This is a genomic window from Blautia sp. HCP3S3_B11, assembly GCF_052064435.1.
Classification (GTDB): domain Bacteria; phylum Bacillota; class Clostridia; order Lachnospirales; family Lachnospiraceae; genus Blautia_A.
This window is the reverse complement of record NZ_JBQHVP010000005.1, coordinates 91,853-118,456: the sequence shown is the minus strand read 5'-3', so window position 1 is coordinate 118,456 and position 26,604 is coordinate 91,853. Positions and strand designations below refer to the sequence as shown.

Genomic DNA, 26,604 nt, shown 5'->3' with positions numbered 1-26,604 from the left:
TAGTTTTTTTTGTAAAATGGTTTCATGGTATCATTATCCTGCGGGAAAATAAATGATACTGCGAAACCATTTTTGATATTACAGGAGAATTTTATGAAATTATTAAAAAAAGCATTCGCATTCACATTTATATTTATGCTGAGCGTTTCAGGACTGACAGGATATCAGGTAAACGCCTCAGAGGAGCCAAAACATCTGGATATCCTGTTCACCCATGACCTGCATTCCCATTTGAACAGCTTTCAAATGATTGTAGACGGGACACAGCAGGAGACCGGCGGGTTTGCCCGGCTGAAAACATTGATCAATGAGCACGAGAAAGAGAATACAGATACACTCATATTGGATGGCGGAGACTTCTCCATGGGAACTCTGATACAGACTGTATATGACACTGAGGCCGCCGAACTGCGGATGCTTGGATATCTGGGCTGTGATGTGACAACTCTGGGAAATCATGAATTTGATTACGGCTCCGATGGTCTGGCAGATATGCTGAACGCCGCAGTCAGTTCAGGCGAAAATCTTCCCGGGATGGTTGTGTGTAATGTGGACTGGGATGCAATGAAAAAAGCCGGACTCAGTGAAGGACAGAAACAGATTTATGAAGCATTTCAGACATATGGAGTAAAAGACTATACGGTAATTCAAAAAGGCGATGTAAAGATTGCAGTACTGGGTGTTTTCGGCAAGGATTCTCTGGATTGCGCTCCTACCTGCGAGCTTCTTTTCAAAGATCCGTCAGAAGCAGCCAGAGAAACAGTAGAGGAAATAAAGAAGAACGAAGATGTAGACATGATCGCCTGTGTATCACACAGCGGAACATGGGAGGACGAAAAAGTATCAGAGGACGAAATCCTTGCAAAGAATGTTCCGGACATTGATCTGATCGTCAGCGGACATACCCACACACAGTTGGCAGAACCAATCCTGCAGGGATATACCTGCATCGTATCCTGTGGAGAATATGGGAAAAACCTGGGAACACTTTCCATGACTCAGAAAGAGAATGGACGGTGGGAAACGGATACCTATGAGCTTGTTCCGGTTACGGATGAAATCAAAGCAGATGAAGCCACACAGAAGAAAATAGATGAATTGTCAGATACTGTTGACACCAATTATCTTTCCAATTTTGGTTACACCAGAGAGGAAATTCTGGCAGAGAATGACATTGAATTTAACAGCCTCAGTGAGATGGAAACAAAGCATGAGGAGTTAAATCTGGGAGATATCATATCAGATGCTTATGTATATGCAGTAGAGAATACAGGAGACTCTGACGGAGAAAAAGTAGATGTTGCAATCGTACCTGCCGGAACTGTAAGAGATACTTATACAAAAGGCGATATAACAGTGGAGCAGGTATATAATTCCTTCTCGCTGGGAACAGGAAAGGACGGACTTGCAGGTTATCCTCTGATCAGTGCATATTTAACGGGAAAAGAACTGAAAACAGTGGCAGAGGTAGATGCCTCAATTTCAGATTTTATGACAATAGCCAGATTATATTGCAGTGGAATGAATTTCACCTATAATCCCCACCGCATGATCTTAAATAAAATAACAGACTGTTATCTGACAGGCAAGGACGGGGAAAGGGAAGAAATACAGGACGATAAATTATATCATGTTGTCACCGACCTGTACACTGGCCGTATGCTTGGCTCTGTTCTGGACAAATCCTATGGTCTGATATCCATCGTCCCCAAAGATAAAAACGGCAATCCCATAGAGAATCTGGAAGATTATGCAGTTATGGATGGAAAAAAAGAACTGAAAGCCTGGGCTGCAATTGCAGAGTATATGCAATCCTTTGAAGACACAAACAAAGACGGAATTGCAAATGTGCCGGAATATTATAATACAACACACGAAAGAAAAGTTGCAGACAACAGCAAAAACATCATAAATCTGGTAAAACATCCAAATAAATTTGCAATAGCGATTGTGGGAATCTGTATTGTGGCTGTTGGGGTGATTCTGCTGCTGATCTTTGGAATTGTAAAGATTATCAGAAGAAGGAGATAGCATTTCATTATAAACATTGCATGATCAACTGCTTTATCAGGAGGGTAAAGGGTGGATATGTGAAAAGCTATTTCTATTTTGGAAAAAAGAAAAAGACCTCATAACATAATATGAAGTCTTTAAATGCACACACTGTGCAACTGGAAAAACCAGTGAGTTGAGTTTACTTTTATTTGAACTCGCAGTGCAAATCCGTAGGGGAACTACGATTTGCATCTTTATAATAATATATGGGAGGAGAAATGTCAAATGGAAAAGAAAAGTAAAAAAATTTATCTGGGACTTGATATTGGAACTGATTCAGTCGGATATGCTGTGACAGATGATCAGTATAATCTTTTGAGAGTTCATGGGGATGATGTATGGGGCAGTGTTATATTTGATGCAGCTTCTTTGAGCGATGAAAGAAGAAGTCATCGTTCTGCAAGAAGAAGACTGGACAGGAGACAGCAAAGAATAAATCTGCTGCAGGAAATTTTTGCTAAAGAAATTTCAAAGGTAGATGATCGTTTTTTTATTCGATTATCGGAAAGCTATCGTTGGAGAGAGGATGTTCAGGACCGGTATGTTTTTTTCAATGATGAGGAATATACAGATGTTCAGTATATGGGAGAATATCCAACGATTCACCATTTGATCTGTGAATTAATGAATAATAAGAATCCTCATGATGTGCGCCTGATATATCTGGCCTGCGCATGGCTGATAACACACAGAGGACATTTCCTTAATAATCTCAATGTGGAAAAACTGGATGAAATCATGGATATCAGCTCAGTGTATCAAAATTTTATAAATTATTTTACTGAAAATGGATACAGAAGACCATGGGGTGAAATAGATGTAAGTGCTTTGTCAGAGGTATTGAAACAAAAAACAGGTGTAACGGTAAAAAATAAAGAATTACAAAATATTCTTCTGGAAGGAAAGAAGCCGGAAAAATCCGGAACTGAAGAGTTTCCTTTTAGCCAGGACAGTATCATACGACTTCTGGCAGGCGGGCAGTGTAAATTAAAGGACGTTTTTTGCAAAGAAGAATATCTGGATTTGGGATCAGTATCGTTGGGGATGGACGAGGAGAAGTTTGGTGAAATTTCAGGCAATATCGGAGAGGATTATGACCTGCTCATAGCATTACGTGGACTATATGACTGGAGTGTACTGGCAGATATTTTAAACGGTCATTCTGAAACGATTTCCATGGCAAAAGTACAGATATATGAGCAGCATGGGAAAGATTTACAGATATTGAAATATTTTGTCCGTAAATATGTACCTGATAAATACAATGAAGTATTCAGAAAAGCAAAAGCTGATAATTATGTGGCTTACACAGGTCACATGGATAAAGATACTGCAAGTCAGATTAAAAAGAAAGCAAAAGCAGAGGAGTTTTCAAAATATGTCTTGAAACTTATGAGTCCAATAAAGCCGGAGAAAACAGATTTACAGTCATATGAGGATATGTGTGAACGTCTGAAGCTGAATATCTTTTTGCCTAAACAAAAGAATACTGATAATCGTGTAATACCACATCAATTATATGAATATGAGTTGATTCGAATTTTGAAAAATGCATCCTTATATTTGCCTTTTCTTAATGAAGTCAGGAATGGAATCAGTGAGATGGACAAAGTGGTATCCATTTTCAGGTATAAACTTCCGTATTATGTAGGACCGTTAAATAAGAAATCAGATTTTTCATGGATTTCACGTAAAGCCGGAAAGATTACTCCATGGAATTACAAAGACATGATAGACGAGGATGCCAGTGAGAATGCATTTATCAAAAGGATGACAAATAAATGCACCTATTTGCCAGGGGAAGATGTTTTGCCAAAAGATTCTCTATGCTATCAGAAATTTATGGTGCTGAATGAACTTAATAATCTTAAGATTGATGGGCGCAAAGTCCCTGTTGAAGTAAAACAGGGAATCTATCATGAATTATTTGAAAAGAAAAAGAAAGTGCGGCGAAAGGATATTGAAGAATATCTTATAAGCAATAATTATCTGGCTAAGGGTTCGACAGAACTGATAAGCGGAATTGATGAGCAAGTGCATTCCTGTTTGTCATCTTATTATGCATTTCGAAATCTTTTGAGCAGAGAAATTTTATCTGAAAATGATGTAGAAAAAATTATAGAGAGGGCTTCTTATGCAGAGGACAAGAGTCGTGTAAAAAAATGGCTTAGAAAAGAATATCCTGATCTTTCACAGGATGATATTCGCTACATCACTAAAATCAAAATTAAAGAGTTTGGAAAATTATCCAGAACATTTTTAACAGAATTAAAGGGATGCAATAAGCAGGATGGAGAGATGACAACGATTCTGCGGATAATGTGGGAAACCAATGATAATTTAATGGAAATACTTTCGGATAAATATACATTTCGGGAAGCTGTGGAGACATTTACACAGGAATATTACACTGGGAAAAAACAGAGTTTAAAAGAACGTCTTGATGAAATGCGTGTTTCCAATTCAGTGCGGCGTCCGGTTTACAGAACTCTTGCTGTTGTAAAAGATATTGAAAAGGCATTTGGAAAGCCAGATAAGATATTTGTAGAAATGACGCGTGGCGGATGGGCCGATCAGAAAGGAAAGAGAACAAAAAGCAGAAAACAACAGATTCTTGAGCTTTACGCTAAATGTAGAGAAGAAGATGTACGGGATTTAAAACAGCAACTAGAATCTATGGGAGAGCGTGTGGACAGTCGGCTCCAGGGAGAGCATCTGTTTCTGTACTTTATACAGTTTGGAAAATGTGCATACAGTGGAATGCCTATAGAACTGGAAAAGCTTATGTCTGGCTCAAAAGAATACGACATAGATCACATATATCCTCAGGCATATGTAAAGGATGACAGTATTATTAATAACAAAGTATTGGTATTATCAAAGATAAATGGAACAAAAGGTAATGTATACCCTATTAGTCCTGAAATTCGTAATAGAATGCAGGGACAATGGACCTGGTGGCATCATATTGGAGTGATCAGTGATGAAAAATATAAGCGTCTTATCAGGTCAACACCGTTTACAGATAATGAAAAATATGGATTTATTAATCGACAGCTTACAGAGACATCTCAATCTACAAAGTTAATAGCAGGCTTGTTGAAGGAAAGATTTCCGAACATAGACATTGTTTATGTAAAGGCAGGACTTGTTTCTGATTTTCGACACGAATTTGATTTGCCAAAGTCCAGAACTTATAATGATTTGCACCATGCAGTGGATGCATATTTAAATATTGTGGCAGGAAATGTTTATAATATGCGATTTTCAAAGAAATGGTTTAGTGTTGATTCAGAATATAGTATAAAAACAAAAACAGTTTTTTCTCATCCGGTGAATTGCCAGGGAACCATAGTTTGGGATGGAGCGTCGATGCTTGCAAAGGTCAAGAAAATCGCGAAGAAGAACACAGCACATTTTGTGAAGTTTGCTACATTTAAAACAGGAGGATTGTTTGACCAGAATCCAGTTAAGAAAGGAACCGGCTTGATTCCTTTAAAGGCGGGATTGCCTACTGAAAAATATGGTGGGTATAATAAAGCTGGTATAATGTTTTTGATGCCTGTCAAATATAAAATCAGGAAAAAATGTGCAATTATAATTATGCCGGTAGAATTGCTTCATGGAAAACATTTTTTAGAAGATGAAACATTTGCCAGAGAATATACGTTTAACAGATTAAAAAGTATTTTAGGCAAGAAGGTAGATGAAATTTCATTTCCGTTGGGTATGCGTCCATGGAAGATTAATACAATGCTATCGTTAGATGGATTCAGAGTATGTATTACTGGAACTGGAGGCAAAGGAAAATGTCTGGTGGCACAGTCGGTAATGCAGTTTTCTTCAGAGGATTGTTGGAAAGGCTATATGAAGAAGTTGGAAAAATTTACTGAAAAATTTAAGAAGAATCCTGATTTTATATATGATAAAGAATATGATAAGGTATCTGTAGAGGAAAATCAAAAACTTTATGAACTGTATATTGAAAAATTACAGAATACAATTTTTAGTAAGCGCGTAAATTCACCAGTACAAATTCTCATGGATGGACAGGAACGTTTTGAAAAATTGAATATTAAAGAACAATGTGTGGTTTTGATGAATATTCAAACAGTATTTGGTCGTATGACAAGTGGCTGTGATTTGTCATTGATTGGTGGTTCGTCTAATAGCGGTGCAACAGTTAATTTCAGTTCAACAATATCAAATTGGAAAAAGCTATACTCAGATGTCAGAATTATTGATCAGTCACCATCCGGAATATGGGAAAAGCGTTCAGAAAATATATTGGAGTTATTATGAGTTGGAGAATTGTAGTAATTGAAAATCAGGCAAAACTGGATTATAAAATGGGATATATGGTCGTTAGAGGATTAGAAACCAAAAGGGTTTTGCTTGATGAAATTGGAATTCTTCTAATAGAGAATCCTGCAGTTTCATTAACTGGGATTTTGATTGAAGCATTAACAGAGAAAAAAATCAAAGTTATTTTCTGCGATCGGAAACGGAATCCAGTAGCTGAGTTGATGCCTCATCATGGATGTCATGACAGTGCAGCAAAAATACGAACGCAGATTGTCTGGGAACAGAACATTAAAGATATTATCTGGAGAGATATTGTCAGTGAAAAGATCCGCAAGCAGTCAGAGTTTCTGATGGAAATTGGAAAAATACAACAGGCAGGTATGTTGTCAGAATACGTGAAACAAGTAGAACTGGCAGATTCGACTAATCGTGAGGGACATGCTGCAAAGGTATATTTTAATGCACTGTTTGGTATGGATTTTACCAGAAGTGCAGATATACCTGCAAATGCTGCACTTAACTATGGATATAGTTTAGTTCTATCGGCTATTAACCGGGAAGTCAGTGCAAATGGGTATTTGACACAGCTTGGAATATTCCATAACAACATGTTTAATCATTACAACCTCTCCTGTGATTTTATGGAGCCATTTCGTATTCTGGTAGACCGTATGGTGTATAGTATGCAGCCAACAAAATTTGAACAGGATGAAAAACATTTTATGTGGACTCTATTGGATCAGAAAGTTATGATTGACGGTCAGAATCAATTTGTAATGAATGCTATCAAAATATATACCAAAAGTGTTTTAGATGCGATTAACGACAAAGATTCTGCGGAAATTAAATTTTATAGTATAGTGTGACTTGTTTTGGAGAAAGAGATATGAGTGGGTTTCGGTTTATGAGAATGATAGTTTTCTTTGATCTTCCAACACTGACCAATGAGGATAAACGTAATTATAGGAAGTTCCGCAAGGTTTTGATCAAAAATGGTTTTATTATGCTACAGGAATCTGTTTACTGTAAAATGATGACCAGTCCATCTATGGAAAAATCTATGAAAAATATGGTACATAATAATAAACCACCTAAGGGATTGATTCAGACAATAACTATTACGGAGAAACAATTTGTAAAAATGGATTATATAGTGGGGGAATATACCAGTGATATCATAGATTCGGAAGAGAGGCTGATCATATTATGAAAATAATTTTATCTGAGATTGATCATATATTTGATTGTGCGGGTGGCCGATGCTGTAGCATAGTTATTGAAAATCAAAAACTATTTTATAGTGTGATTCGAGATATTTTTAATCAGGTTCAAGGAGAAGAAGGAATAAGTGTGCTGTCAGAAGATAATAAGGTTCTGCCTATGGCAAAACATATTGAACTGATTACAAGGTTTGTACCATTTGATATGAATCAGAAAAATCTTATTACCAAAATGACGACAAGGATGCAGAATATTGCGATAGATGAGAGCCATTATCTGGAAACAAAGTAAATGCTTGGAAAGTGGGAGCAATATCTCATGAAATTATCATTGGATATGGTTGGAGCTTTTGGATTTTCAAAAATATCAATTGAGACGTTGATTAAAGCTGCGGGAATTTGTGTAGACGATGATTATGACAACCTGGGAGAACAACTGTTGGATTATTTTGAATTAGTTCAGGAATATGATGGAAAAAAATTATTTATCCTGGTAAATTTGCGGAGTTATCTTTCAGATGCAGAGATGAATTTATTTCTGCAGAATATAATAGAAAGAGATATACAGATACTGATACTGGAAAGTAGCGAACATCCAATTCTTGAATGGGAATGCAGACATATTGTAGATGCAGATTTCTGCATTTTGTGTTAGTATAGGGGTGAGTAAATACAACTTGCGAAATTGCACAAGTGATTCGCAGATCATTTATTTCAAACATTTGAGGTTTGAGAGCAGTGCAAATTCGTAGGGGAATCAAACAAAAAATCCTTTCTACCCATAGCTATTAAGTTTGAGAGCAGTGCAAATTCGTAGGGGAATCAAACCATGGCATCGCATATATAATCAAATCCTCTGTTTGAGAGCAGTGCAAATTCGTAGGGGAATCAAACTGCTTCCATCTCTGGAAATTCTGCTGCCTGGTTTGAGAGCAGTGCAAATTCGTAGGGGAATCAAACACGAAAGTAAAACAACTGGAGATGCGTACTGTTTGAGAGCAGTGCAAATTCGTAGGGGAATCAAACCTTGAACGAATCCGGGAAAGCTACGAATCTGTTTGAGAGCAGTGCAAATTCGTAGGGGAATCAAACGGAACTTTCGAGAACAGGAATAACTTCCATGTTTGAGAGCAGTGCAAATTCGTAGGGGAATCAAACTGGAGTCAGCGCCAGAGAACAGCCACTTGTTGTTTGAGAGCAGTGCAAATTCATAGAGAAAATTAGAACAGTTGTTTATCTAAATTAAATGATTTTGTAAAAAGAAAGTAGGTGAAATGTAATGAACGTTATATGTTTCCATAACCCAGATGAAGAAAATGGCTATTTAAGTAACTGGTATCTTAGTCATTTCACAGTCAACGGAATAGATTTTTCGTCAATGGAGCAGTTTATGATGTATCAGAAAGCATGCCGCTTTCATGATGAAAAAATAGCTAATGACATACTTCATACAGATGATGTTGCTGAGATTAAGAAATTAGGTCGTAAAGTACATGACTATGATGAAAATGCCTGGAATGGTGTAAGGCAACTTATTGTTTATGAGGGATTAAAAGCGAAATTCAGTCAAAACACAGACTTAAAACGACAACTTGTTGATACAGGTGATGCTGTGTTAGCTGAATGCGCAGTAAGAGATCAGATTTGGGGAATAGGTTTATCCATGGGAGATCCAAACAGGTTTGAGCGAAGTAAATGGAAAGGCAGCAATCTTCTGGGATATGCGTTAATGTTAGTCAGAGAACAGTTATAAGCGGAGGAACATAAAACAAATGCACCTTGAGTTAGCCAAAACATTGCGAAATTACGACAGAAAAAATTTATCAAAGGACATCCTCACCGGGCTGATCATCATGGCTGTTTCGATCCCGATTTCCATGGGCTATGCACAGATTGCGGGGCTTCCGGCGGTTTATGGACTGTACGGCTCTGTATTCCCGATTATTTTGTTTGGATTGTTTTCCACATCACCTCAGTTCATCTTCGGAGTGGATGCAGCACCTGCAGCATTGATCGGGGCGGCACTGGTGGAAATGGGAATCCAGAGTGGTTCGGAACAGGCCATGGCGGTTGTGCCGGTGCTCACATTTTTTGTGGCAGTCTGGCTGTTTATATTTGCATTTTTTAAAGCAGGAAAACTGGTAAACTATATTTCCGCACCTGTAATGGGAGGCTTTATCACAGGTATCTGCACCACGATCATTCTCATGCAGGTGCCCAAATTAATGGGCGGAACTGCAGGAACCGGGGAATTGCCGGAACTGGCAGAGCATATTTGGACTACATTGGGACAGATCAATCTGCCTTCCCTGATTTTAGGTCTGGTTTCTCTGGTCATTCTTCTGGTGATGAAAAAAATCATGCCTAAGTTTCCTATGGTAGTAGTTCTGATGGCTGCAGGTGTATTATTATCTTATTTCGTCCCGATTTCCAACTGGGGAATCTGCACACTGGATGCAGTAGAACCAGGGCTGCCTGTATGGAGTATTCCTGACTTCTCTGCCATCGGTCTGAAGGAAGCAGTTATCTACAGTCTGTCCATTGCTGTAGTGATCATGGCAGAAACTCTGCTTGGTGAGAACAGCTTTGCACAGAAAAATGGTTACAGGGTAAATGCCAACCAGGAACTGGTAGCCTTTTCCATGGGAAATCTGGCGGCAGCTCTGACCGGCTGTTGTCCGATCAACGGTTCGGTGTCACGTACCGCCATCAGTGAACAGTACCAGGGAAAAACACAGTTGACCGGAATTGTTGCAGGAATCTCCATGATTCTGGTGCTTCTGGGAGCAACCGGGCTGATCGCTTATCTGCCGGTTCCCATGCTGACTGCAATTGTGATATCCTCACTTCTGGGGGCAACGGAATTTGATCTGGCTGTACGTCTGAGAAAAATCAGCAAAAAGGAATGCCTGATCTACTGGGGCGCATTCTGGGGAGTGCTGATGTTTGGTACCATCAATGGGGTATTGATCGGTATTATTCTCTCCTTTGCAGAGATGATCATCCGTACTGCAAAACCGGCACGTTGTTTTCTGGGAGTACAGCCGGGGCACAGGCATTTCGAGGATCTTACGGAAAGCCTGCATAACTGCGAGATTGAGGGTGTGGTGATCTATCGATTCAGCAGCAGCCTGTTTTTTGCAAATATAGATATTTTACAGCAGGATATTGAGAATGCCATTGGGCCGGATACCAAAGCAGTAATTCTGGATGCCAGCGGCATTGGCAGCATTGATGTTACAGCTGCGGACAGGCTTGCAATTCTGTACCGTTCTCTGAAAGCAAAAGGAATTCGTTTCTACATAACAGAGCATATCGCTGAGCTGAATGAACAGATGCGTGCATTGGGACTTGGATTTATGATTGAAGAGGGACGTGTACGCCGGACTATACATGTTGCATTGAAGGATATGGGAATCCATTATCCTTATCCTTTGAAGGGCAATGTAGATAATACAGAACGTTCTCCGTTCAGGAAGCGTGTGGACAACAGTGTACAGGAATTTGTCTGGGCTTTTGGTTCTGATTCTGAGGCAGAGATAGAGAAGCAGATCCATCTGCAGATTGAACAGCTGAAAGAGAACGGAAATATGCAGGAGTTGCTCCATGGCCAGTGGAATCATATGGATGAACTTGATGCAGATGCATGGATTGAGCATCTGGAAGAGCACATGAAGGAAATTGTAAAGATTTCCGGACAGGATGAACAGGAACTGACTGTACGTTTTGAGAAGCATCGAAAGAAGCTTCGGGAACAGATGCTGAAAGAGCATCCAGAGCTGGTGGCAATGTTCGAGGAGCGCAGGCGGCTTTTGGATGAGCAGTTGGAGAAAAAATGGCCGGATGTGTATGCACTGGTATTAAAGCAGCGTGAGAAGGATAACCGATAAATGAAAAAGTTTAAGTTAAATGTACAGAGTTACATCTGCATTTTATTATGCCTTATTTTATATATTACTGTGCTTCCCCTTTCTGTATCAGCACAGGAGGACAGATCTAAGGTTGTCAGAGTAGGCTGGTATGAGGGAACCTATAATACCACAGGACCAGACGGTCAGAGGAGAGGCTACAGCTACGAATACCAGCAGGCAGTAGCTGCGCATACCGGATGGAAATATGAATATGTGGAGGGAAGCTGGGCAGAACTGATGAGCATGCTGAAAAATGGACAGATCGATCTGCTGGGAGGCATTTCCTATACAGAGGAACGTTCCACTTCCATGCTTTTTTCGGAACTGCCTATGGGCGAGGATAGATATTATCTCTATGTGAATCCATCCAATACAGACATTTCTGCTTCAAATCTGACTACATTAAATGAGAAGAGAATCGGGATGATGCCGGATACACTTTCTACCGAGATGTTTCATGAGTGGGAGAAAAGCCATGGAGTGAACACGCAGCAGGTTGATATTACCGGTGCAGATGATGTTCGTCAGAAATTGAAAAATTATGAAATTGACGGATTTGTTTTAAATGAATCTCCACAGTGGGAAAGAGACAACATTTCACCAGCTCTTCTGATCGGCGGCTCCTATAACTATTTTGCAGTCAGCAAAAAACGCCCGGATTTGAAAGAAGAGCTGGATCAGGTAATGCAGAAGATAGAGAGGGAGAATCCTTTTTATACAGACGATCTTTATAAAAGGTATCTCTGCAAATTCCCTTGAAACTCTTACGGATGAGGAACAGAACTGGCTGGAACAGCATGGGGCGGTCCGGATTGGATATCTGAAAAATGATGTGGGTATCAGCCTTGTGGATACGGAGTCAGAGAAACCGGTAGGAATTATTAACGATTATATTAGTCTGGTATCTGGTTATCTGGGTGAACAAGCCATAGAATTTCAGTTGACAGGCTTTGATTCCCAGGAGGAAGAGCTGCAGGCATTAAAGGATAGCAGGATTGATATGATTTTTCATATGAATCAGAATCCATATGAAGCTGAGCAAAACGATGTTATATTGTCAAATACTGTTTTTGAATTCAATGTTGCAGTACTCACCGGTGTTAAGAAGTTTGATGAAAATAAAGAGAATACAGTAGCAGTGAGCAGGAATAACCTGCTGGGAAAGTGGTATATTTCTTTTAACTATCCTTTTTGGAAAATAAAGGAATATGACTCATCTGCTGAGGCCGATAAAGCAGTTCAAAGTGGAGAGGCAGACTGCTTTGTTGCGAAGGCAGGACAGTCATTAAAGACACTGGAGGACAGCAAAATGCGCAGTATTTTTCTTACGAAATCCGGCGCTTCCTGCTTTGCGGTCACCAGGGAAAACACAACATTAATGAATATCCTGAACAAAACCATTCAGACTCTGCCTGCTTCCAGACTTTCCAGTCAGTTTTGCGTATATGAAAACGCACCTGGCAAGGTTACTCTGGCAGAATACATAAAGGATAATCTGCGGGTAGTTTCCATTTGGTTTGTAAGTGTGGTCCTGGTCATTGTGTGGATTATAGTTTATCTGCTGATACAAGCGAGAAAAGCCAAGATTCAGGCAGAAAAGGCCAATGCCGCCAAATCAGATTTCCTTTTCAATATGTCTCACGATATCCGGACACCCATGAATGCCCTGCTGGGATACAGTGAGCTGATAAAAAGGGAACTGACTGATCCGAAACTTCTGGATTATCAGGAGAAGATGGAACAGTCCGGAAATCTGCTTCTGTCTATTATCAATAATGTGCTGGACATGGCCCGGATTGAAAGCGGTAAGGTGGAACTGGATGAAGATTATGTGAAGATCAGAGATATTTATCAGGGAATTTACAAAATTTTCCAGACGGAAGCGGAGAAAAATGTATTCACCTTAAGATGGAATACGATGTCAAGCATGAGCACGTAATCTGCGATGAGACGAAGAACAGGGAAATTTTCCTCAATCTGATCAGTAATGCGGTAAAATATACAGCTTCAGGGGGAAGAGTTACCATAAGGATCACAGAGCTTGACTGTGACAGGAAAGACTATGTGCGGATACGGACTCAGGTAATTGATACAGGTATCGGAATGAGCGAAGTGTTGATGCAGAAAAAGTTGAGAAGACTATTTGTGGGGTTTTAAGCAGGCGGAGTGAACAATAATATTTGCTGGCATTGGCATAGGAGAAACAAATGAGTTATCAGAATGAATGGCTTCTTTTTGAGGCAGAAGATGAGTTTGATGAAATTGAGCACAGAGAACCGATAGAGGAATTATTGTTCTATCGTGCAGTTGCAAGTGGAGATATAAAAGCTGTTAAGAAGAATTGTGAACAGCAGAGATTTACAGAGTGTGATGGTGTGGGAGTACTGTCAAAGAATGCGGTCACAAATATGAAATATCATTTTGTTATCACTACCGCAATGATAACCAGACTCTGTAAACAAAATGGAATGGAGATGGAACAGGCATTTCGCTTGAGTGATTTTTATATTCAAAAGCTGGATGGCATTCATACAGTAGAAGAGGTTCAGAGCCTTCATGATGAGATGGTGATGGATTATACTGAAAAAATGCGCAGATATTTCAGAGACAACACTTATTCTAAACATATCAATGCAAGTAAAGAATACATTTATTCTCATATCAAAGAACGAATTACAATAGAAGATCTTGCAGATTCACTTGGAGTATCTGCGAGCTATCTCTCCAGATTATTTAAAAAAGAAACAGGAATATCGGTCAGTGCCTATATCCGCAGACAGAAGATAGAAATGGCGAAAAATCTTTTGCAGTACAGTGATTATCCGATCATTGAGATTGCAAACCGTCTTTCCTTTTCTTCCCAGAGTCATTTCATCCAGCAGTTTCGGGAAGTTACGGGAATGACACCGGGCAAATACAGGGATGAACATTATATGATACACTGGGATATAGAAAAAGAACTTTGTGTCGCATCAGAGTCGGAACTGAAAAAAGAACAGGATTAATCAAAATATTAAGATAAGTAAAACAGGCGGCTAGCTTACAGGAAATATAAATTTTCTGTAAGCCGGCCGCTTATTTTCATCTGGTAATATCGGGGGATTAAAGAGTTAATATGACTTCGTTTTTATCCTGAAGAAGTTTTTCAGGGATATAATTATCTGCTAATTTCTGTCCGTTAAGAACCAGACTGCAGCAGCCAGATTCTTTTTCGTCTGGATTTTCTACAGAGATATGAAGCTGTTTTTCACGGAAAACTTTCTCAATCTCAAAGTGTTTCCAGCTTTTTGGCACAGAAGGAGACAGTCGAAGTCCTTCAAGATCAGGGCGAAGCCCGAGGATACCTTCCACACATCCTACCATTACAGTAGAAGCAGTTCCTGTCAGCCAGTGAACATGAGAGCGTCCAAAGTGTTTGCTTGCTTTTCCCTCTGTAAACTGACCATAGCAGTATGGCTCAAGACGACGGATTTCGGCACAGTCATTCTGCGCAGCAGGAGAATTTTCCATAAAATAGGTAAAAGCACGTTCTCCATGACCGCGGAGTGCTTCAGCAAGAATCAGCCAGCCCTGGGATTGGGAGAAAATACCGGAGTTTTCTTTTGTACCCTGATTATAGATAACTGCCAGTGCACCATCGAAAGCATGTGCATGATAAGGCGGATCCATAAGGATCGCACCATATTTTGTGTTTAGACGTTCGTATACATTGTTCAGTGCAGCGTCTCCCTGTTCAGGGCTGGCAAGACCACTGATGACAGCCCAGCTCTGAGGATTCAGCCACATATTTGCTTCAGGAGCAGCCGCTTCGCCGATTCTTTCTCCTGATTCTGTATAACCACGTACGAAGCGGTCGTTATCCCAACACAGTTCCTGAACTTTTTCGCCAAATGCTTTCTGAGTTTCTTCAAGATACTGTACATATTCTGTATCTTTTTTATATTCGGCAAAGATTTTCAGGATTGTCATTGCATAATAGAACTGTAAAGCAACAAAAGAAGATTCTCCGTTTGCACCCAGACGGAGACAGTCATTCCAGTCTGCATAAAGTCCGGCGGGCATTCCATGAGGTCCAAGGTGATCAAGGGAGAAGGAAACTGCACGTTTCAGATGCTCGTATACAGTAGCTTCATCTTTGTTGGCAAAAGGAATCACTTCATCAAGAAAAGCAGTGTTTCCGGTTTCTGAAATATATTTATATACAGTTGGGAAAAGCCATAATGCATCATCTGCACGGTAAGCCGGATGGCCGGTTTCCTGTACATAAGAAGCATCATCCGGAGTATCTTCTTTTCCAGGTGTGTGAGTAAACTTGACAAGAGGGAGTCCGCCACCGTTATTTACCTGCGCAGACAGCATGAAACGAATCTTTTCCAGTGCCATTTCCGGTGCCAGATGGATGATTCCTTGAATATCCTGTACAGTATCTCTGTATCCGTATCCATTTCTGAGTCCACAGTAAATGAAGGAAGCTGCACGGGACCAGATGAAAGTCATAAAACAGTTGTATGCGTTCCAGGTATTAATCATAGTATCAAATTCCGGACTTGGAGTGCTGACTTTAAGATTATCAAGCTTACTGTTCCAGTCAGCTTTTAATGCTTCCAGTTCTTCTGCTACAGTTGGAGCCGGATTTTCGTAACATCTGATTACTTCAGCAGCTTCAGATGACGGTTTCATTCCAAGAAGAAAAGCAATTGTTCTGGTTTCACCTGCTTTAAGAGTTATTTTGCAGGAGAGAGCACCACAGGAGTTTTCATTATAGCTTGTCTTATCACCAAGATCACCACAGACAATACCTTCAGGGTTTCCATATCCATGGTAACTTCCGAGAAATTCATTTTTGTCCCCACAGTAAGAAGAAACTTCAGCACCTGCAAGTCCAAAGAAACGTTCTGTCACATTTTTCTCATCTACTTTCTCATTTTCAGGAATTGCATCAAGATTTCCATGAATCTGCTGAGTAATCCTGTTTCCTTCGAACAGTGTACGAGAAATAAAAAGAGAGTACTGTAAATTAACCTGATCCTGTTCGTAATTGTTGTGGTTGGTAAACTCTGCATATCCGCTGAGAGTCAGATTCCTTTCGTGATCAGAATGATTGGTCACAGATAATGCCCATACTTCATAACTTTTTCCAAGAGGAACATAGTAAAGGGCTTCTGAGTGAATATCGCTGTAGTCGGCAGAAATTTTTGTATAACCGATTCCGTGACGGCATTCGCTCTTATACTGAGCCAGATCTTTGCCTACAGGCTGCCAGGATGCAGACCAGAAGTCTGATGATCTGTCATCGCGAATGTAAATGTAACGTCCCGGCTGGTCAAAGTTATTAAAAACATAGCGCAGGATACGTCCGTTTGCACCGGATTTTGCAAAACTGTAGCCCCCTGCATTATTGGAAATGATTGCACCGTACTCCGGGGAACCCAGATAGTTTACCCATGGTGCAGGTGTTGCCGGATTAGTAATCACGTATTCTCGGTTTTCATTGTCAAAATATCCGTATTTCATATAGTAAATCCTTTCTGTCAGAACAATATTTATAACTGCCTGTCGCCTGCTTTTATGGAGGCTGAGCAGCTATTGTTTTCAGGCAAGTGTCACTGTAATTTCATGAAGATCAGAAGAGAGGTTGTTAATAAATTCTCTGGAGATCATAATATGGGAATCTTCTGCGATTTCTATTGCTGTTTTGTCGCAGTCCGCAGCGGCGATATGATAAGAACCATAATCTTTTCTGTCTGTGTTTCGGTAGGTAACATGGAACTGTTTTCCTGCAAAAGTAACAGAGACAGAAGCAGTTCCTGCTTCATCGAACTGTTCTGCCAGAAGTTTTGGATGAACCAGAAGGTTTCCGAAAACTCCACGGACACCAAAGACTTCTGTGATCATGGTAAAAAGATACCAGCTTGCAGCACCTGTCAGATAATGATACATGCCACGTCCGTCTGAACGGAAATATTCAGGAATTCCCGGGTAAATATGGCTGGTATCAAAGTCGAGAGCTGTATCAGACAGAGAACGCAATGCTTTCCAGCCTTCTTTTGCAAAGCCTCTCTGATATAAGGCATTTGCATACATAACTGCCATATGAGAGAAAACAGCACCGTTTTCTTTTTCGCCATAAGCGAAACCGAACATACGTCCCATATCAAACTTCAGTTCCTGAAAATCTGTGTTCAGGCGGTAACCGCCAATTTCTTTTCTGTAAAGATAATGATCTGCGCTTTTTACGATTTTTCTGATCTGCACATCAGTGGCAACATTTCCCATAATAGAGAAAACCTGGCCCGTGAGCATCATACGCACCTGTTCATGGTGGAAACCTTCCACTGCCTCTCCATGATTATCGTAATAGCTGTTATACCATCCTTCTTCGCTGTCTTTGCCATCAATCCATTCCTGTGAACGGATATGATCTGTCAGCCAGTTGGATTTCTGGATCAGGTTGGCAGCAAGTGTGGAGAGAGAGAATTTTTTCTTTCTGCCGCTCAGGTTATGCCTGCAGCTTTTGGCATATTCAGTAAGAATCTTTTTCTTTTCAGATACACTGTCAAACATATCTGTCTGGTCATTCAGCAGGATTTCAATTTCCTCTGACAGCGGGATACTGGTTTCGCCTGCAGATTCCATAAGGCGTAATATGGAAGCAAGAGTGTGGAGATTGCCCGCATAAGCACAGGTAAAGGCAACACTTTCACCATTTTCTGCTGCCATATCCAGGGCATCGTTCCAGTCAGCTCCGCGGAGACGGTAAATATTATGAACACCTACATCATAAAAAGCGGCAAGCTGCTGGATCAGAATGTGCTCCAGAACACTTCCGGTATATACCTGACCGTCTTCGGTGCGCTGTTTATTTCCATATGCGTCATTCCAGAGAGTATCAATTTCTGTGCCACGCATGGTTTGTGCATCTTTAAAATAAGGAACCTGTTTCTTAAGGATTTCTATATCTCCGGTCTGATTAATATAAAGACTGGTCGTGATTAGCGGCCAGAGTGCATGATCCATCCATACACGTGCGATTCCGTTTCTGTCAGCGATAAAATTGCCGTCACCGTCTCCGATAATAGTAGCATTTGTACCATCAATACGTACGCCGCCATAATTCTTTTCAATCATGGCACCTACATTCTGAGGATTCATCAGCAGAAGAGAAAGGCAATCCTGCCACAGATCACGCCATCCGCGTCCACCGCGTCCGTAATCATGATGAGGAAGGAAAGAACAGCCAAATAAACGGCGCAGGAATGGCTGGAAACTTACCCATTTCATATAACTGTCAAAGTCAGGATCCTGTGTGTGGAAGTCAACGTTTACCTGTTTTTTCCAGTAAATTCTGGTTTCTTCCAGTGCATTTTTCACTTTATCGGAAGTATTGTATTTTTCAAAAATATTTTCAATTTCTTCTTTACTGTCGGCAATACCTGATAATAAAATAAAGTCTGTTTTTTCACCGGGAGCCAGTGTGAAAGATGAGAAACAGAAAGCACCCATTGCTTCCTTTCCTGCTGCCAGACTGTGTGCGGGAACTCCTTTATATCCTTCATATACTGTGCGCGGATGTGTATAGGTACCACCTTCTCCGATAAAATCTTCTACAGTCGGATAATAGGAAATCGGATTTTCTCCCTTTCCGGAACAGCCATTTACATAATAGATTTTATGATTTGGCTGATGTCCCCGCTCGTCAAATGACATGGTGGGGCAGACGTTGATTCCATGTTCTGTTGTCTTGATACGATGGAGCATGGAAGTGACATTTCGATGATCACGAATGTTATCCGCACTTCTTCCGTAAACAGGAATTGCACCATACGCAGTAAATTTCTGTACAGTATCTGTCTGGTTTTCAACCGTCACATACATAATCTCCACATTATCACTTTTGGGGATAAAAGAAGTAACTGTGGAGATGAGCCCAAGTTCTCTGGAAGTCCTTTTCAAAGTCTGCCACATGAATCCGGCGGTTAGTTCACTGTCTTCCTGCCTGTCAGTAAAACGGTCGGCTTCCTGCTGAGTAGAGGAACCTGTTACTGAATAAGGAATGTGTCCTTCTTTTACGATCCAGAAATTTCTGGAAGAACGATTGTTATGAAGATTTTCGGAACTGACCGGTTCCAGCAGGAAGGTATCCTGATCAATTTTGCTGTCACCTCCAAGCACTGGTGTAACGGAACTTTTCAGACCTGCTTCTGATGCAAGAGGAAAATAAAGATAACTGGTATTTTCCGGTCTGTTCACACAAAAGCTTCCATGATTATCAATAAACTTAATATGTTTCAACATTTTTCTCCTTCCATAAATATTGTATGGAAATTATATCGGAACTGAGATCTTTCGGAAATAAGAAACATGAAGTAAGTATCAGAATCATGACATAAAATAACACAATTTTAGAAAAATATATGAGCAGGTAATGAATCAGATTACGAATATTCATCTGGCTGATTTATAGAAAAATGGTACTTTTTATACAAAAATACTAATAAAAAAACAGAAAGATCATGATTTTAGGAAAGATTTCCTTTAAAGAAAGATACAGCTGCTGCACTTCTTGGGTATGGAGCAGAGAAAACCGTAAAGGGTGGAATTGGTTCTGGAGATGTTAACAACAGAAAGAATATTTCTATTTATCAGGGACTGAAAGAAGCAGGAGTAAAAATTGTAAGCGAAGACTGGATCAGCGATTATCACAATCGCTATGAGCAGGCGAGAGAGGCGTGGAAAGAAAAAGTTCTGGAAGAAGCTAAGAAAGTAGATAATCCTTTTGATGCCTATGCAGAGAATCCTTTTGCAATGCCGCTGGGACGTAAGGTGGCAGAGGAAGATATCTGTGAAGCAGATGTGGTGATTTATGTGATCAGTCGTATTTCAGGAGAAGGAAAAGACCGCCGCAAAGTAAAGGGAGATTACTATTTAAGCGAGAGAGAAGAGGAAGATTTACGTTATCTTGCAGAAATGAACAAACTTGTGATCCTTATTCTTAATGCAGGTGGTCCTGTGGAGCTGACAGATATTCTGGAACAGACAGACAATATAAAAGGAATCTTAAATATTTCTCAGCTTGGTCAGGAAGGGGGAGATGCCCTGGCTGATGTACTTCTGGGAAAAGAAGTGCCGGGCGGTAAACTGACAACAACCTGGGCAAGGCGATACGAGGATTATCCGGTTTCAGAAGAGTATGGGTATCTGAATGGCAATCTGGAAAAGGAAAAATACAAAGAAGGTATTTATGTAGGTTACAGATATTTTGACAGCTTTGACAAAAAGGTGATGTTTCCGTTTGGGTTTGGTCTTTCTTATACTATGTTTGAGATGAAGTGTTGCAGCATAAATATGGAAGAAAGTAAGATCAGAGCAGAGGTTCAGGTTACAAATACAGGAAATGAATATGCTGGTAAAGAAGTGGTACAGATTTATGTTACGCTTCCGCAGACAGAACTGGAAAAAGAGTATAAGAGACTGGCAGGTTTTGCAAAAACCAGACTTCTGAAGCCGGGAGAAACACAAACACTTACTGTTGAGATTCCACAGAAACAACTGGCTTCTTTCAATGAGGAAACACATACATGGATAGTGGAAAAAGGCAAATATGGCATTCTGGTCGGAAACAGTTCAGACAAACTGAAACTGGAAGCAGTTCTGGTAGTTTCAGATGATACAGTACTGGAACAGATGGATAAAATCTGTCCGCTTCAGGAAGAACTGGAACAGATTCATTTGACAAAAGAATTGAAAGAAAAATCTGTGCAGAGACAGGAAAAACTGATAACAGCGCAGGTTCCGGAATATTATTTTAAACCTGCGATGATACCGGCAAAATCGGAAAATGCCGGAAAAAATCAGGAAAATCTGACAGAGGAAGAAAAAAGATTTGTTTCTGTTCTGGAAGGCAGATCTGCTGAAGAACTGATTCCTCTGCTTTATGGAAAAATTTCAGAGAATATTAGCACTCTGGGTGCAGCGGGAATCCGCGTACCGGGATCAGCAGGTGAGACCAGTGGTGCTCTGGAGGAGGATGGAATCCCGTCTCTTGTTATGGCAGACGGTCCGGCAGGAATCCGCCTCAGACAGTGGTATGAGGTAGATAAAGAGACAGACAGCATCTATGAAATGGGAGTTCTTGGTTCACTGGAAAATGGAATTCTGGAACCTGGTGTGCATCATGAGAATGCAGATACTTATTATCAGTACTGTACTGCTTTTCCGGTAGGAACAGCACTGGCACAGACCTGGGATACAGATCTTATGACAGAGTTTGGAAAAGCAATCGCAGAAGAAATGGAAGAATTTCATGTGAATCTGTGGCTTGCACCAGGCATGAATATCCACAGAAATCCATTATGTGGAAGAAATTATGAATATTATTCAGAAGATCCATATCTGTCAGGGATGCTGGCAGCAGCAGTGACCCGGGGTGTTCAGAGCAAGTCAGGATGTGGCGTAACAATCAAGCATTTTGCATGCAATAATCAGGAAGATAACCGCATGGGTGTTGACTCCTGTGTATCCGAACGTGCGCTCAGAGAAATCTATCTCCGCGGATTTGAAATTGCAGTAAAAGAAGGAAATCCTGTTTCTATTATGACTTCCTATAATCTTATCAACGGTATTCATGCGGCGAACAGCAAAGATCTGTGCATGACAGTTGCCAGAAAAGAATGGGGATTTGACGGAGCAATTATGTCAGACTGGAACACAACAGTTCCGGAAAATGGAAGCGTTCCATGGAAATGTGTGGCAGCAGGCAATGACATTATCATGCCTGGAAATCCGGATGATGATAAGAATATTCGCCAGGCATATAAAGAAGGTAAACTTACAGAAGAAGAAATCCGAAATTGTGCCGGACATCTGGCAGTTATGATCTGCAGATTGAACAAAAACAATTAAAATCAGATCATTTTTTTCATAGAATGACGTAAAAATCTGAAGGACTGTAGCTGGTTCTTCAGATTTTTTAGTTACTGTTCTTTATCCAAATATCCCGGACACTCTGTCATATATATTTGCCGGATCTTCAAGGCGCATCAAAACAAACATGCTCATGCATTGACAGAGATGATCGATACTTTCAAAACTTCTAAATGTCATGGCCTGCGCCTGTTTCCGTATATAATTCCTTAGAAGCCTTTCGGCTTCATTATTCGTGGCAGATACCCGGATGGGTGATTTCCATACCATAAACGGTATAATTGCAGAACGAATTTAACATGGTTTCTGACAGCATAGAAATTATGCATATCACAGATATAGTTGATAACTATGGATGTGTATGGAGATAATGGAAATATTATAGCTGAGGAGATCCCGCCTGAATTGCTTTTTATATGGAAGAAGTTTTCCTGAAAAAGAAGGAGCTTGATACAGAAATTGTTCTGGATACAATGATAAATGTAGATAAATTTTTAAAGAACTAATGTTCACATCATATATACAATTTCAAATTTCCATGATATAATATTTTTTACATTTGAGTGTTAATTCGTCCACGTTAGTTTTACTACTTTTTACCAGTCTATAAAATGTCAGGTGGTGAACAAAATTCGTCGAGAGGTGTATTCGGGTAAAATCAGGAAATGCGCTTCGACGAATTTCTGCCTGATAGATGAACTTTTTTGCTATAAAAATCAGGAGGTGCTTTTGTGCAAAATTCACAACAAATCTTCAAATTACACTCCGAATACAAACCCACCGGTGACCAGCCTCAGGCAATCGAAAAACTGGTCAAGGGCTTCAAGGAAGGCAACCAGTTTGAGACTTTGCTTGGTGTTACAGGTTCCGGTAAGACCTTCACCATGGCGAATGTCATTGCCCGGCTCAACAAACCAACTTTGGTACTTGCCCACAATAAAACACTGGCAGCGCAGCTCTACGGCGAGATGAAGGAATTCTTCCCTGAGAACGCAGTGGAATACTTTGTCTCCTATTATGACTACTATCAGCCGGAGGCTTATGTCCCGTCTTCAGACACCTATATTGCCAAAGACTCCTCCATCAATGACGAGATTGACAAACTCCGTCTCTCTGCCACAGCCGCAATGTCAGAGCGGAAAGACGTAGTGGTCATTTCCTCCGTTTCCTGTATCTACGGACTGGGTTCCCCTCAGGAATTCTTTGACATGATGATTTCCCTGCGTCCGGGAATGACCAAAGACCGGGATGAGGTGATTCGGGAGCTGATTGACATTCAATATACCAGAAATGAGATGGACTTCCACCGAAGCACCTTCCGTGTCCGCGGAGATACTCTGGAAATTTTCCCTGCCAACAGCTCCGACACAGCCGTGAGAGTAGAATTTTTTGGAGATGAGATCGACCGTATTTCAGAAATTGATGTACTGACAGGAGAAATCAAATGCCAGCGTTCTCATATCAGCATCTTCCCTGCATCCCACTATGTAGTGCCTGCAGAACAGATCCAGAGAGCAGCTGTAGCAATAGAAGAAGAATTAAAAGAACGCGTAGAGTATTTCAAAAGTGAAGACAAACTTCTGGAAGCCCAGCGAATCTCAGAACGCACCAATTTCGACATTGAAATGATGAAAGAAACTGGATTCTGTTCAGGAATCGAAAATTATTCCAGACATCTGTCAGGATTAAAGCCCGGACAGCCACCATACACACTGCTGGACTATTTTGGAGATGACTTCTTACTTATTATAGATGAATCTCATATCACAGTACCTCAGGTAGGAGGAATGTACGCCGGTGACCAGAGCCGGAAGCAGACGCTGGTAGACTACGGCTTTCGACTTCCTTCAGCCAAGGATAACCGTCCCTTAAGCTTCGAAGAATTCGAATCCAAACTGGATCAGGTCATGTTTGTATCTGCCACTCCGGGACAATATGAGTATGATCACGAACTCCTCCGCGCAGAACAGATCATCCGTCCAACAGGACTTCTGGATCCGAAAGTAGAAGTCCGCCCCATTGAAGGACAAATCGACGATCTGATCGGAGAAGTAAACAAAGAAGTATCAAAGAAACACAAAATTCTGATCACCACTCTCACCAAACGAATGGCAGAAGACCTGACAGAATATATGAAAGAAGTAGGAATTCGGGTCCGCTATCTCCATTCTGATATCGATACCTTAGAGCGTGCCCGCATCATCCGCGATATGCGTCTGGATGTCTTTGATGTACTGGTAGGAATCAACCTCCTCAGGGAAGGCCTGGACATCCCGGAAATTACCCTGGTAGCAATCCTGGATGCAGATAAAGAAGGTTTCCTCCGTTCCGAAACCTCCCTCATCCAGACCATCGGACGAGCTGCCCGAAACAGCGAAGGCCACGTGATCATGTACGCAGACAACATGACCGATTCCATGTACAAAGCCATTACCGAAACCAACCGCCGTCGCACCATCCAGGAAGCCTACAACAAAGAACATGGAATCACCCCCACCACCATCAAAAAAGCAGTCCGCGACCTCATCGCCGTATCTAAAGCAGTAGCTGAAACCGAGGTCCGACTCCAGAAAGACCCAGAGTCCATGACCCGCAAAGAACTCACCAAACTCATCGCCCAGGTAGAAAAACAAATGCGCGCCGCCGCAGCAGACCTCAACTTCGAACAGGCCGCCGAACTCCGCGACAAAATGATCGACCTGAAAAAGAACCTGGATACGCTGGACAAATAATGTTTCTTAATCCAGCCCATCAGAGTGTGAAATCCTGCGTCAGATATCTTTGCCGTGCGTCAACACGCCTGCAGATATCTTCCTTGTCTTTCACACTTTGCTGAACTGTCTTAAATGCATTATTTACAAGGATTGCTATAGAAGAGGCGATTCGCCTCCCAGGCGAGAGCCCCGCCTGTATAATCGTCATGAACAGCCAGCGGGGAGAAATTATTAATAATTTCTCCTAGCGTCCCTTTCTATAACATAATCTTAATAATCTCCATTGTTCATAAAATAACAAAAAATTCACAAAATAATATTGACAAACCCAATCAAGAGTGCTATCTTATGAACATAAGCTGTTAGCACTCCTAAAAGTTGAGTGCTAACAGCCTGAAAACAAAGGCAGAAAAGGAGTGGAACTTCATGGATCAGGTATTAGATGATCGTAAAAAGAAAATACTAAAAGCCATCATCAAAACCTACATGGAAACAGGTGAGCCCGTCGGTTCACGAACCATTTCCAAGTTTGCAGATTTAAATGTAAGCTCTGCCACCATCCGGAACGAGATGTCAGACCTGACCGATATGGGATATATCGTACAGCCACACACCTCAGCCGGAAGAATTCCTTCTGATAAAGGTTATCGCCTCTACGTTGACGAGCTGATGAAAGAAAAGGAATCAGAAGTCCAGGAAATCAGAGATCTCATGATTGAGAAAACAGATAAACTGGATAAGATGCTTAAACAGGTAGCGAAGGTACTCGCCTCCAATACCAATTATGCAACAATGATTTCTGTGCCACAGTACAGCGGAAGCAAGATTAAATTCATACAGCTTTCCCGCGTGACACCACTTCAGCTTGTGGCAGTAGTAGTTAGTGATAACAACGTCATCCGAAACCAGATCATCAATCTGGATGAGGAGATGGACGATCAGACAATCCTGAAATTAAATCTTCTTCTCAATACCAACTTAAATGGTGTGCCGATTCAGGACATTAACCTCGGAATGATCGCCCGCCTTAAAGAACAGGCAGGTGTACACAGTTCTGTAGTTGGAACAGTCCTTGATGCAGTGGCAGATACCATTCAGGTAGATGAAGACGATATGCAGATATATACTTCAGGAGCAACAAACATTTTCAAATATCCGGAGCTTGCAGATACAAGTAAAGCAAGTGAGCTGATCTCAGCATTTGAAGAGAAGCAGGATCTGGTAGATCTGGTGAAAGAGAGAATGTCTGATACCGAGAACACAGGAATTCAGGTGTACATTGGTGATGAGATGCCGGTGCAGACTATGAAGGACTGCAGTGTGGTGACAGCTACCTATGAACTTGGAAAAGGAATGCATGGTACCATTGGTATCATCGGTCCGAAGCGAATGGATTACGCAAATGTAGTTGACAGCCTGAAGGCTTTGAAAGTCCAGCTGGACGAACTGATTAAGAAAGAGAGTTAGAAAGGCGGT

The 26,604-nt window shown here is 40.8% G+C and carries 14 protein-coding genes, 2 pseudogenes and 1 CRISPR repeat array; of the genes and pseudogenes, 14 read left to right on the top strand and 2 right to left on the bottom strand.

The features are described 5' to 3' along the window. Window positions 1-93 precede the first annotated feature (93 nt). The 11 genes and pseudogenes from ACTNC0_RS05235 (at window position 94) to ACTNC0_RS05185 (ending at window position 14,496) form a co-directional block, all read left to right on the top strand. A complete protein-coding gene (locus ACTNC0_RS05235; protein ID WP_441086597.1) occupies window positions 94-2,031 on the top strand; it encodes a bifunctional metallophosphatase/5'-nucleotidase in 1,938 nt (645 codons plus the stop codon). A gap of 249 nt (window positions 2,032-2,280) precedes the next feature. Then, window positions 2,281-6,357 (top strand): type II CRISPR RNA-guided endonuclease Cas9, encoded by a 4,077-nt coding sequence (gene cas9 / locus ACTNC0_RS05230; protein WP_441086596.1) that lies wholly within the window; start codon window positions 2,281-2,283, stop codon window positions 6,355-6,357. Then, window positions 6,354-7,226: a type II CRISPR-associated endonuclease Cas1 gene (gene cas1, locus ACTNC0_RS05225; protein ID WP_441086595.1), complete on the top strand. Its 873-nt coding sequence runs from the start codon at window positions 6,354-6,356 to the stop codon at window positions 7,224-7,226. The genes cas9 and cas1 overlap by 4 nt, the downstream gene beginning before the upstream one ends. Window positions 7,227-7,246: 20 nt before the next feature. After that, window positions 7,247-7,570 carry a CRISPR-associated endonuclease Cas2 gene (gene cas2, locus ACTNC0_RS05220; protein ID WP_441086594.1) on the top strand — a complete coding sequence of 108 codons (324 nt, stop codon included), beginning with the start codon at window positions 7,247-7,249 and terminating at the stop codon, window positions 7,568-7,570. After that, window positions 7,567-8,235: pseudogene (gene csn2, locus ACTNC0_RS05215) on the top strand (type II-A CRISPR-associated protein Csn2). Before cas2 ends, csn2 begins: the two are co-directional and overlap by 4 nt. A gap of 72 nt (window positions 8,236-8,307) precedes the next feature. Continuing rightward, window positions 8,308-8,738: direct repeats of the CRISPR family, unit length 36 nt; unit sequence GTTTGAGAGCAGTGCAAATTCGTAGGGGAATCAAAC. A gap of 121 nt (window positions 8,739-8,859) precedes the next feature. After that, on the top strand, window positions 8,860-9,333 hold the full coding sequence (locus ACTNC0_RS05210) for an NADAR family protein (RefSeq protein ID WP_441086593.1): 474 nt from the start codon (window positions 8,860-8,862) through the stop codon (window positions 9,331-9,333). Window positions 9,334-9,352: 19 nt separating this feature from the next. After that, a complete protein-coding gene (locus ACTNC0_RS05205; protein ID WP_441086592.1) occupies window positions 9,353-11,470 on the top strand; it encodes a SulP family inorganic anion transporter in 2,118 nt (705 codons plus the stop codon). Beyond that, window positions 11,471-12,250: a substrate-binding periplasmic protein gene (locus ACTNC0_RS05200; protein ID WP_441086591.1), complete on the top strand. Its 780-nt coding sequence runs from the start codon at window positions 11,471-11,473 to the stop codon at window positions 12,248-12,250. A gap of 88 nt (window positions 12,251-12,338) precedes the next feature. Beyond that, window positions 12,339-13,430, top strand: a complete 1,092-nt coding sequence (locus ACTNC0_RS05195; protein ID WP_441086590.1) for a histidine kinase dimerization/phospho-acceptor domain-containing protein — start codon at window positions 12,339-12,341, stop codon at window positions 13,428-13,430. Further along, on the top strand, window positions 13,400-13,648 hold the full coding sequence (locus ACTNC0_RS05190; protein WP_441086589.1) for an ATP-binding protein: 249 nt from the start codon (window positions 13,400-13,402) through the stop codon (window positions 13,646-13,648). The genes ACTNC0_RS05195 and ACTNC0_RS05190 overlap by 31 nt, the downstream gene beginning before the upstream one ends. Before the next feature lie 50 nt (window positions 13,649-13,698). Next, window positions 13,699-14,496: a helix-turn-helix transcriptional regulator gene (locus ACTNC0_RS05185; RefSeq protein WP_441086588.1), complete on the top strand. Its 798-nt coding sequence runs from the start codon at window positions 13,699-13,701 to the stop codon at window positions 14,494-14,496. Between the two features lie 97 nt (window positions 14,497-14,593). On the opposite strand, the gene ACTNC0_RS05180 is transcribed toward ACTNC0_RS05185, so the two are convergent. Both ACTNC0_RS05180 and ACTNC0_RS05175 read right to left on the bottom strand, forming a co-directional pair. Continuing rightward, window positions 14,594-17,005 (bottom strand): GH36-type glycosyl hydrolase domain-containing protein, encoded by a 2,412-nt coding sequence (locus ACTNC0_RS05180; protein WP_441086587.1) that lies wholly within the window; start codon window positions 17,003-17,005, stop codon window positions 14,594-14,596. Window positions 17,006-17,083: 78 nt separating this feature from the next. Next, on the bottom strand, window positions 17,084-19,783 hold the full coding sequence (locus tag ACTNC0_RS05175) for a GH36-type glycosyl hydrolase domain-containing protein (protein ID WP_441086643.1): 2,700 nt from the start codon (window positions 19,781-19,783) through the stop codon (window positions 17,084-17,086). Window positions 19,784-20,023: 240 nt separating this feature from the next. On the opposite strand from ACTNC0_RS05175, the pseudogene ACTNC0_RS05170 reads away from it, so the two are divergent. The 3 genes and pseudogenes from ACTNC0_RS05170 to hrcA form a co-directional block, all read left to right on the top strand. After that, window positions 20,024-22,393: pseudogene (locus ACTNC0_RS05170) on the top strand (glycoside hydrolase family 3 protein); the annotation flags it as partial. Between the two features lie 752 nt (window positions 22,394-23,145). Next, a complete protein-coding gene (gene uvrB / locus ACTNC0_RS05165) occupies window positions 23,146-25,146 on the top strand; it encodes an excinuclease ABC subunit UvrB (RefSeq protein WP_441086585.1) in 2,001 nt (666 codons plus the stop codon). 408 nt (window positions 25,147-25,554) lie between these two features. After that, window positions 25,555-26,595 (top strand): heat-inducible transcriptional repressor HrcA, encoded by a 1,041-nt coding sequence (hrcA, locus tag ACTNC0_RS05160; protein ID WP_441086584.1) that lies wholly within the window; start codon window positions 25,555-25,557, stop codon window positions 26,593-26,595. Window positions 26,596-26,604: the final 9 nt, after the last annotated feature.

What these genes read in the sequence shown, in the direction of transcription:
- ACTNC0_RS05235 (WP_441086597.1), top strand. Translation starts at nt 94, where the DNA reads ATGAAATTATTAAAAAAAGCATTCGCATTCACATTTATATTTATGCTG.
- cas9 (WP_441086596.1), top strand. Translation starts at nt 2,281, where the DNA reads ATGGAAAAGAAAAGTAAAAAAATTTATCTGGGACTTGATATTGGAACT.
- cas1 (WP_441086595.1), top strand. Translation starts at nt 6,354, where the DNA reads ATGAGTTGGAGAATTGTAGTAATTGAAAATCAGGCAAAACTGGATTAT.
- cas2 (WP_441086594.1), top strand. Translation starts at nt 7,247, where the DNA reads ATGAGTGGGTTTCGGTTTATGAGAATGATAGTTTTCTTTGATCTTCCA.
- ACTNC0_RS05210 (WP_441086593.1), top strand. Translation starts at nt 8,860, where the DNA reads ATGAACGTTATATGTTTCCATAACCCAGATGAAGAAAATGGCTATTTA.
- ACTNC0_RS05205 (WP_441086592.1), top strand. Translation starts at nt 9,353, where the DNA reads ATGCACCTTGAGTTAGCCAAAACATTGCGAAATTACGACAGAAAAAAT.
- ACTNC0_RS05200 (WP_441086591.1), top strand. Translation starts at nt 11,471, where the DNA reads ATGAAAAAGTTTAAGTTAAATGTACAGAGTTACATCTGCATTTTATTA.
- ACTNC0_RS05190 (WP_441086589.1), top strand. Translation starts at nt 13,400, where the DNA reads ATGGAATACGATGTCAAGCATGAGCACGTAATCTGCGATGAGACGAAG.
- ACTNC0_RS05185 (WP_441086588.1), top strand. Translation starts at nt 13,699, where the DNA reads ATGAGTTATCAGAATGAATGGCTTCTTTTTGAGGCAGAAGATGAGTTT.
- ACTNC0_RS05180 (WP_441086587.1), bottom strand. Translation starts at nt 17,005, where the DNA reads ATGAAATACGGATATTTTGACAATGAAAACCGAGAATACGTGATTACT.
- hrcA (WP_441086584.1), top strand. Translation starts at nt 25,555, where the DNA reads ATGGATCAGGTATTAGATGATCGTAAAAAGAAAATACTAAAAGCCATC.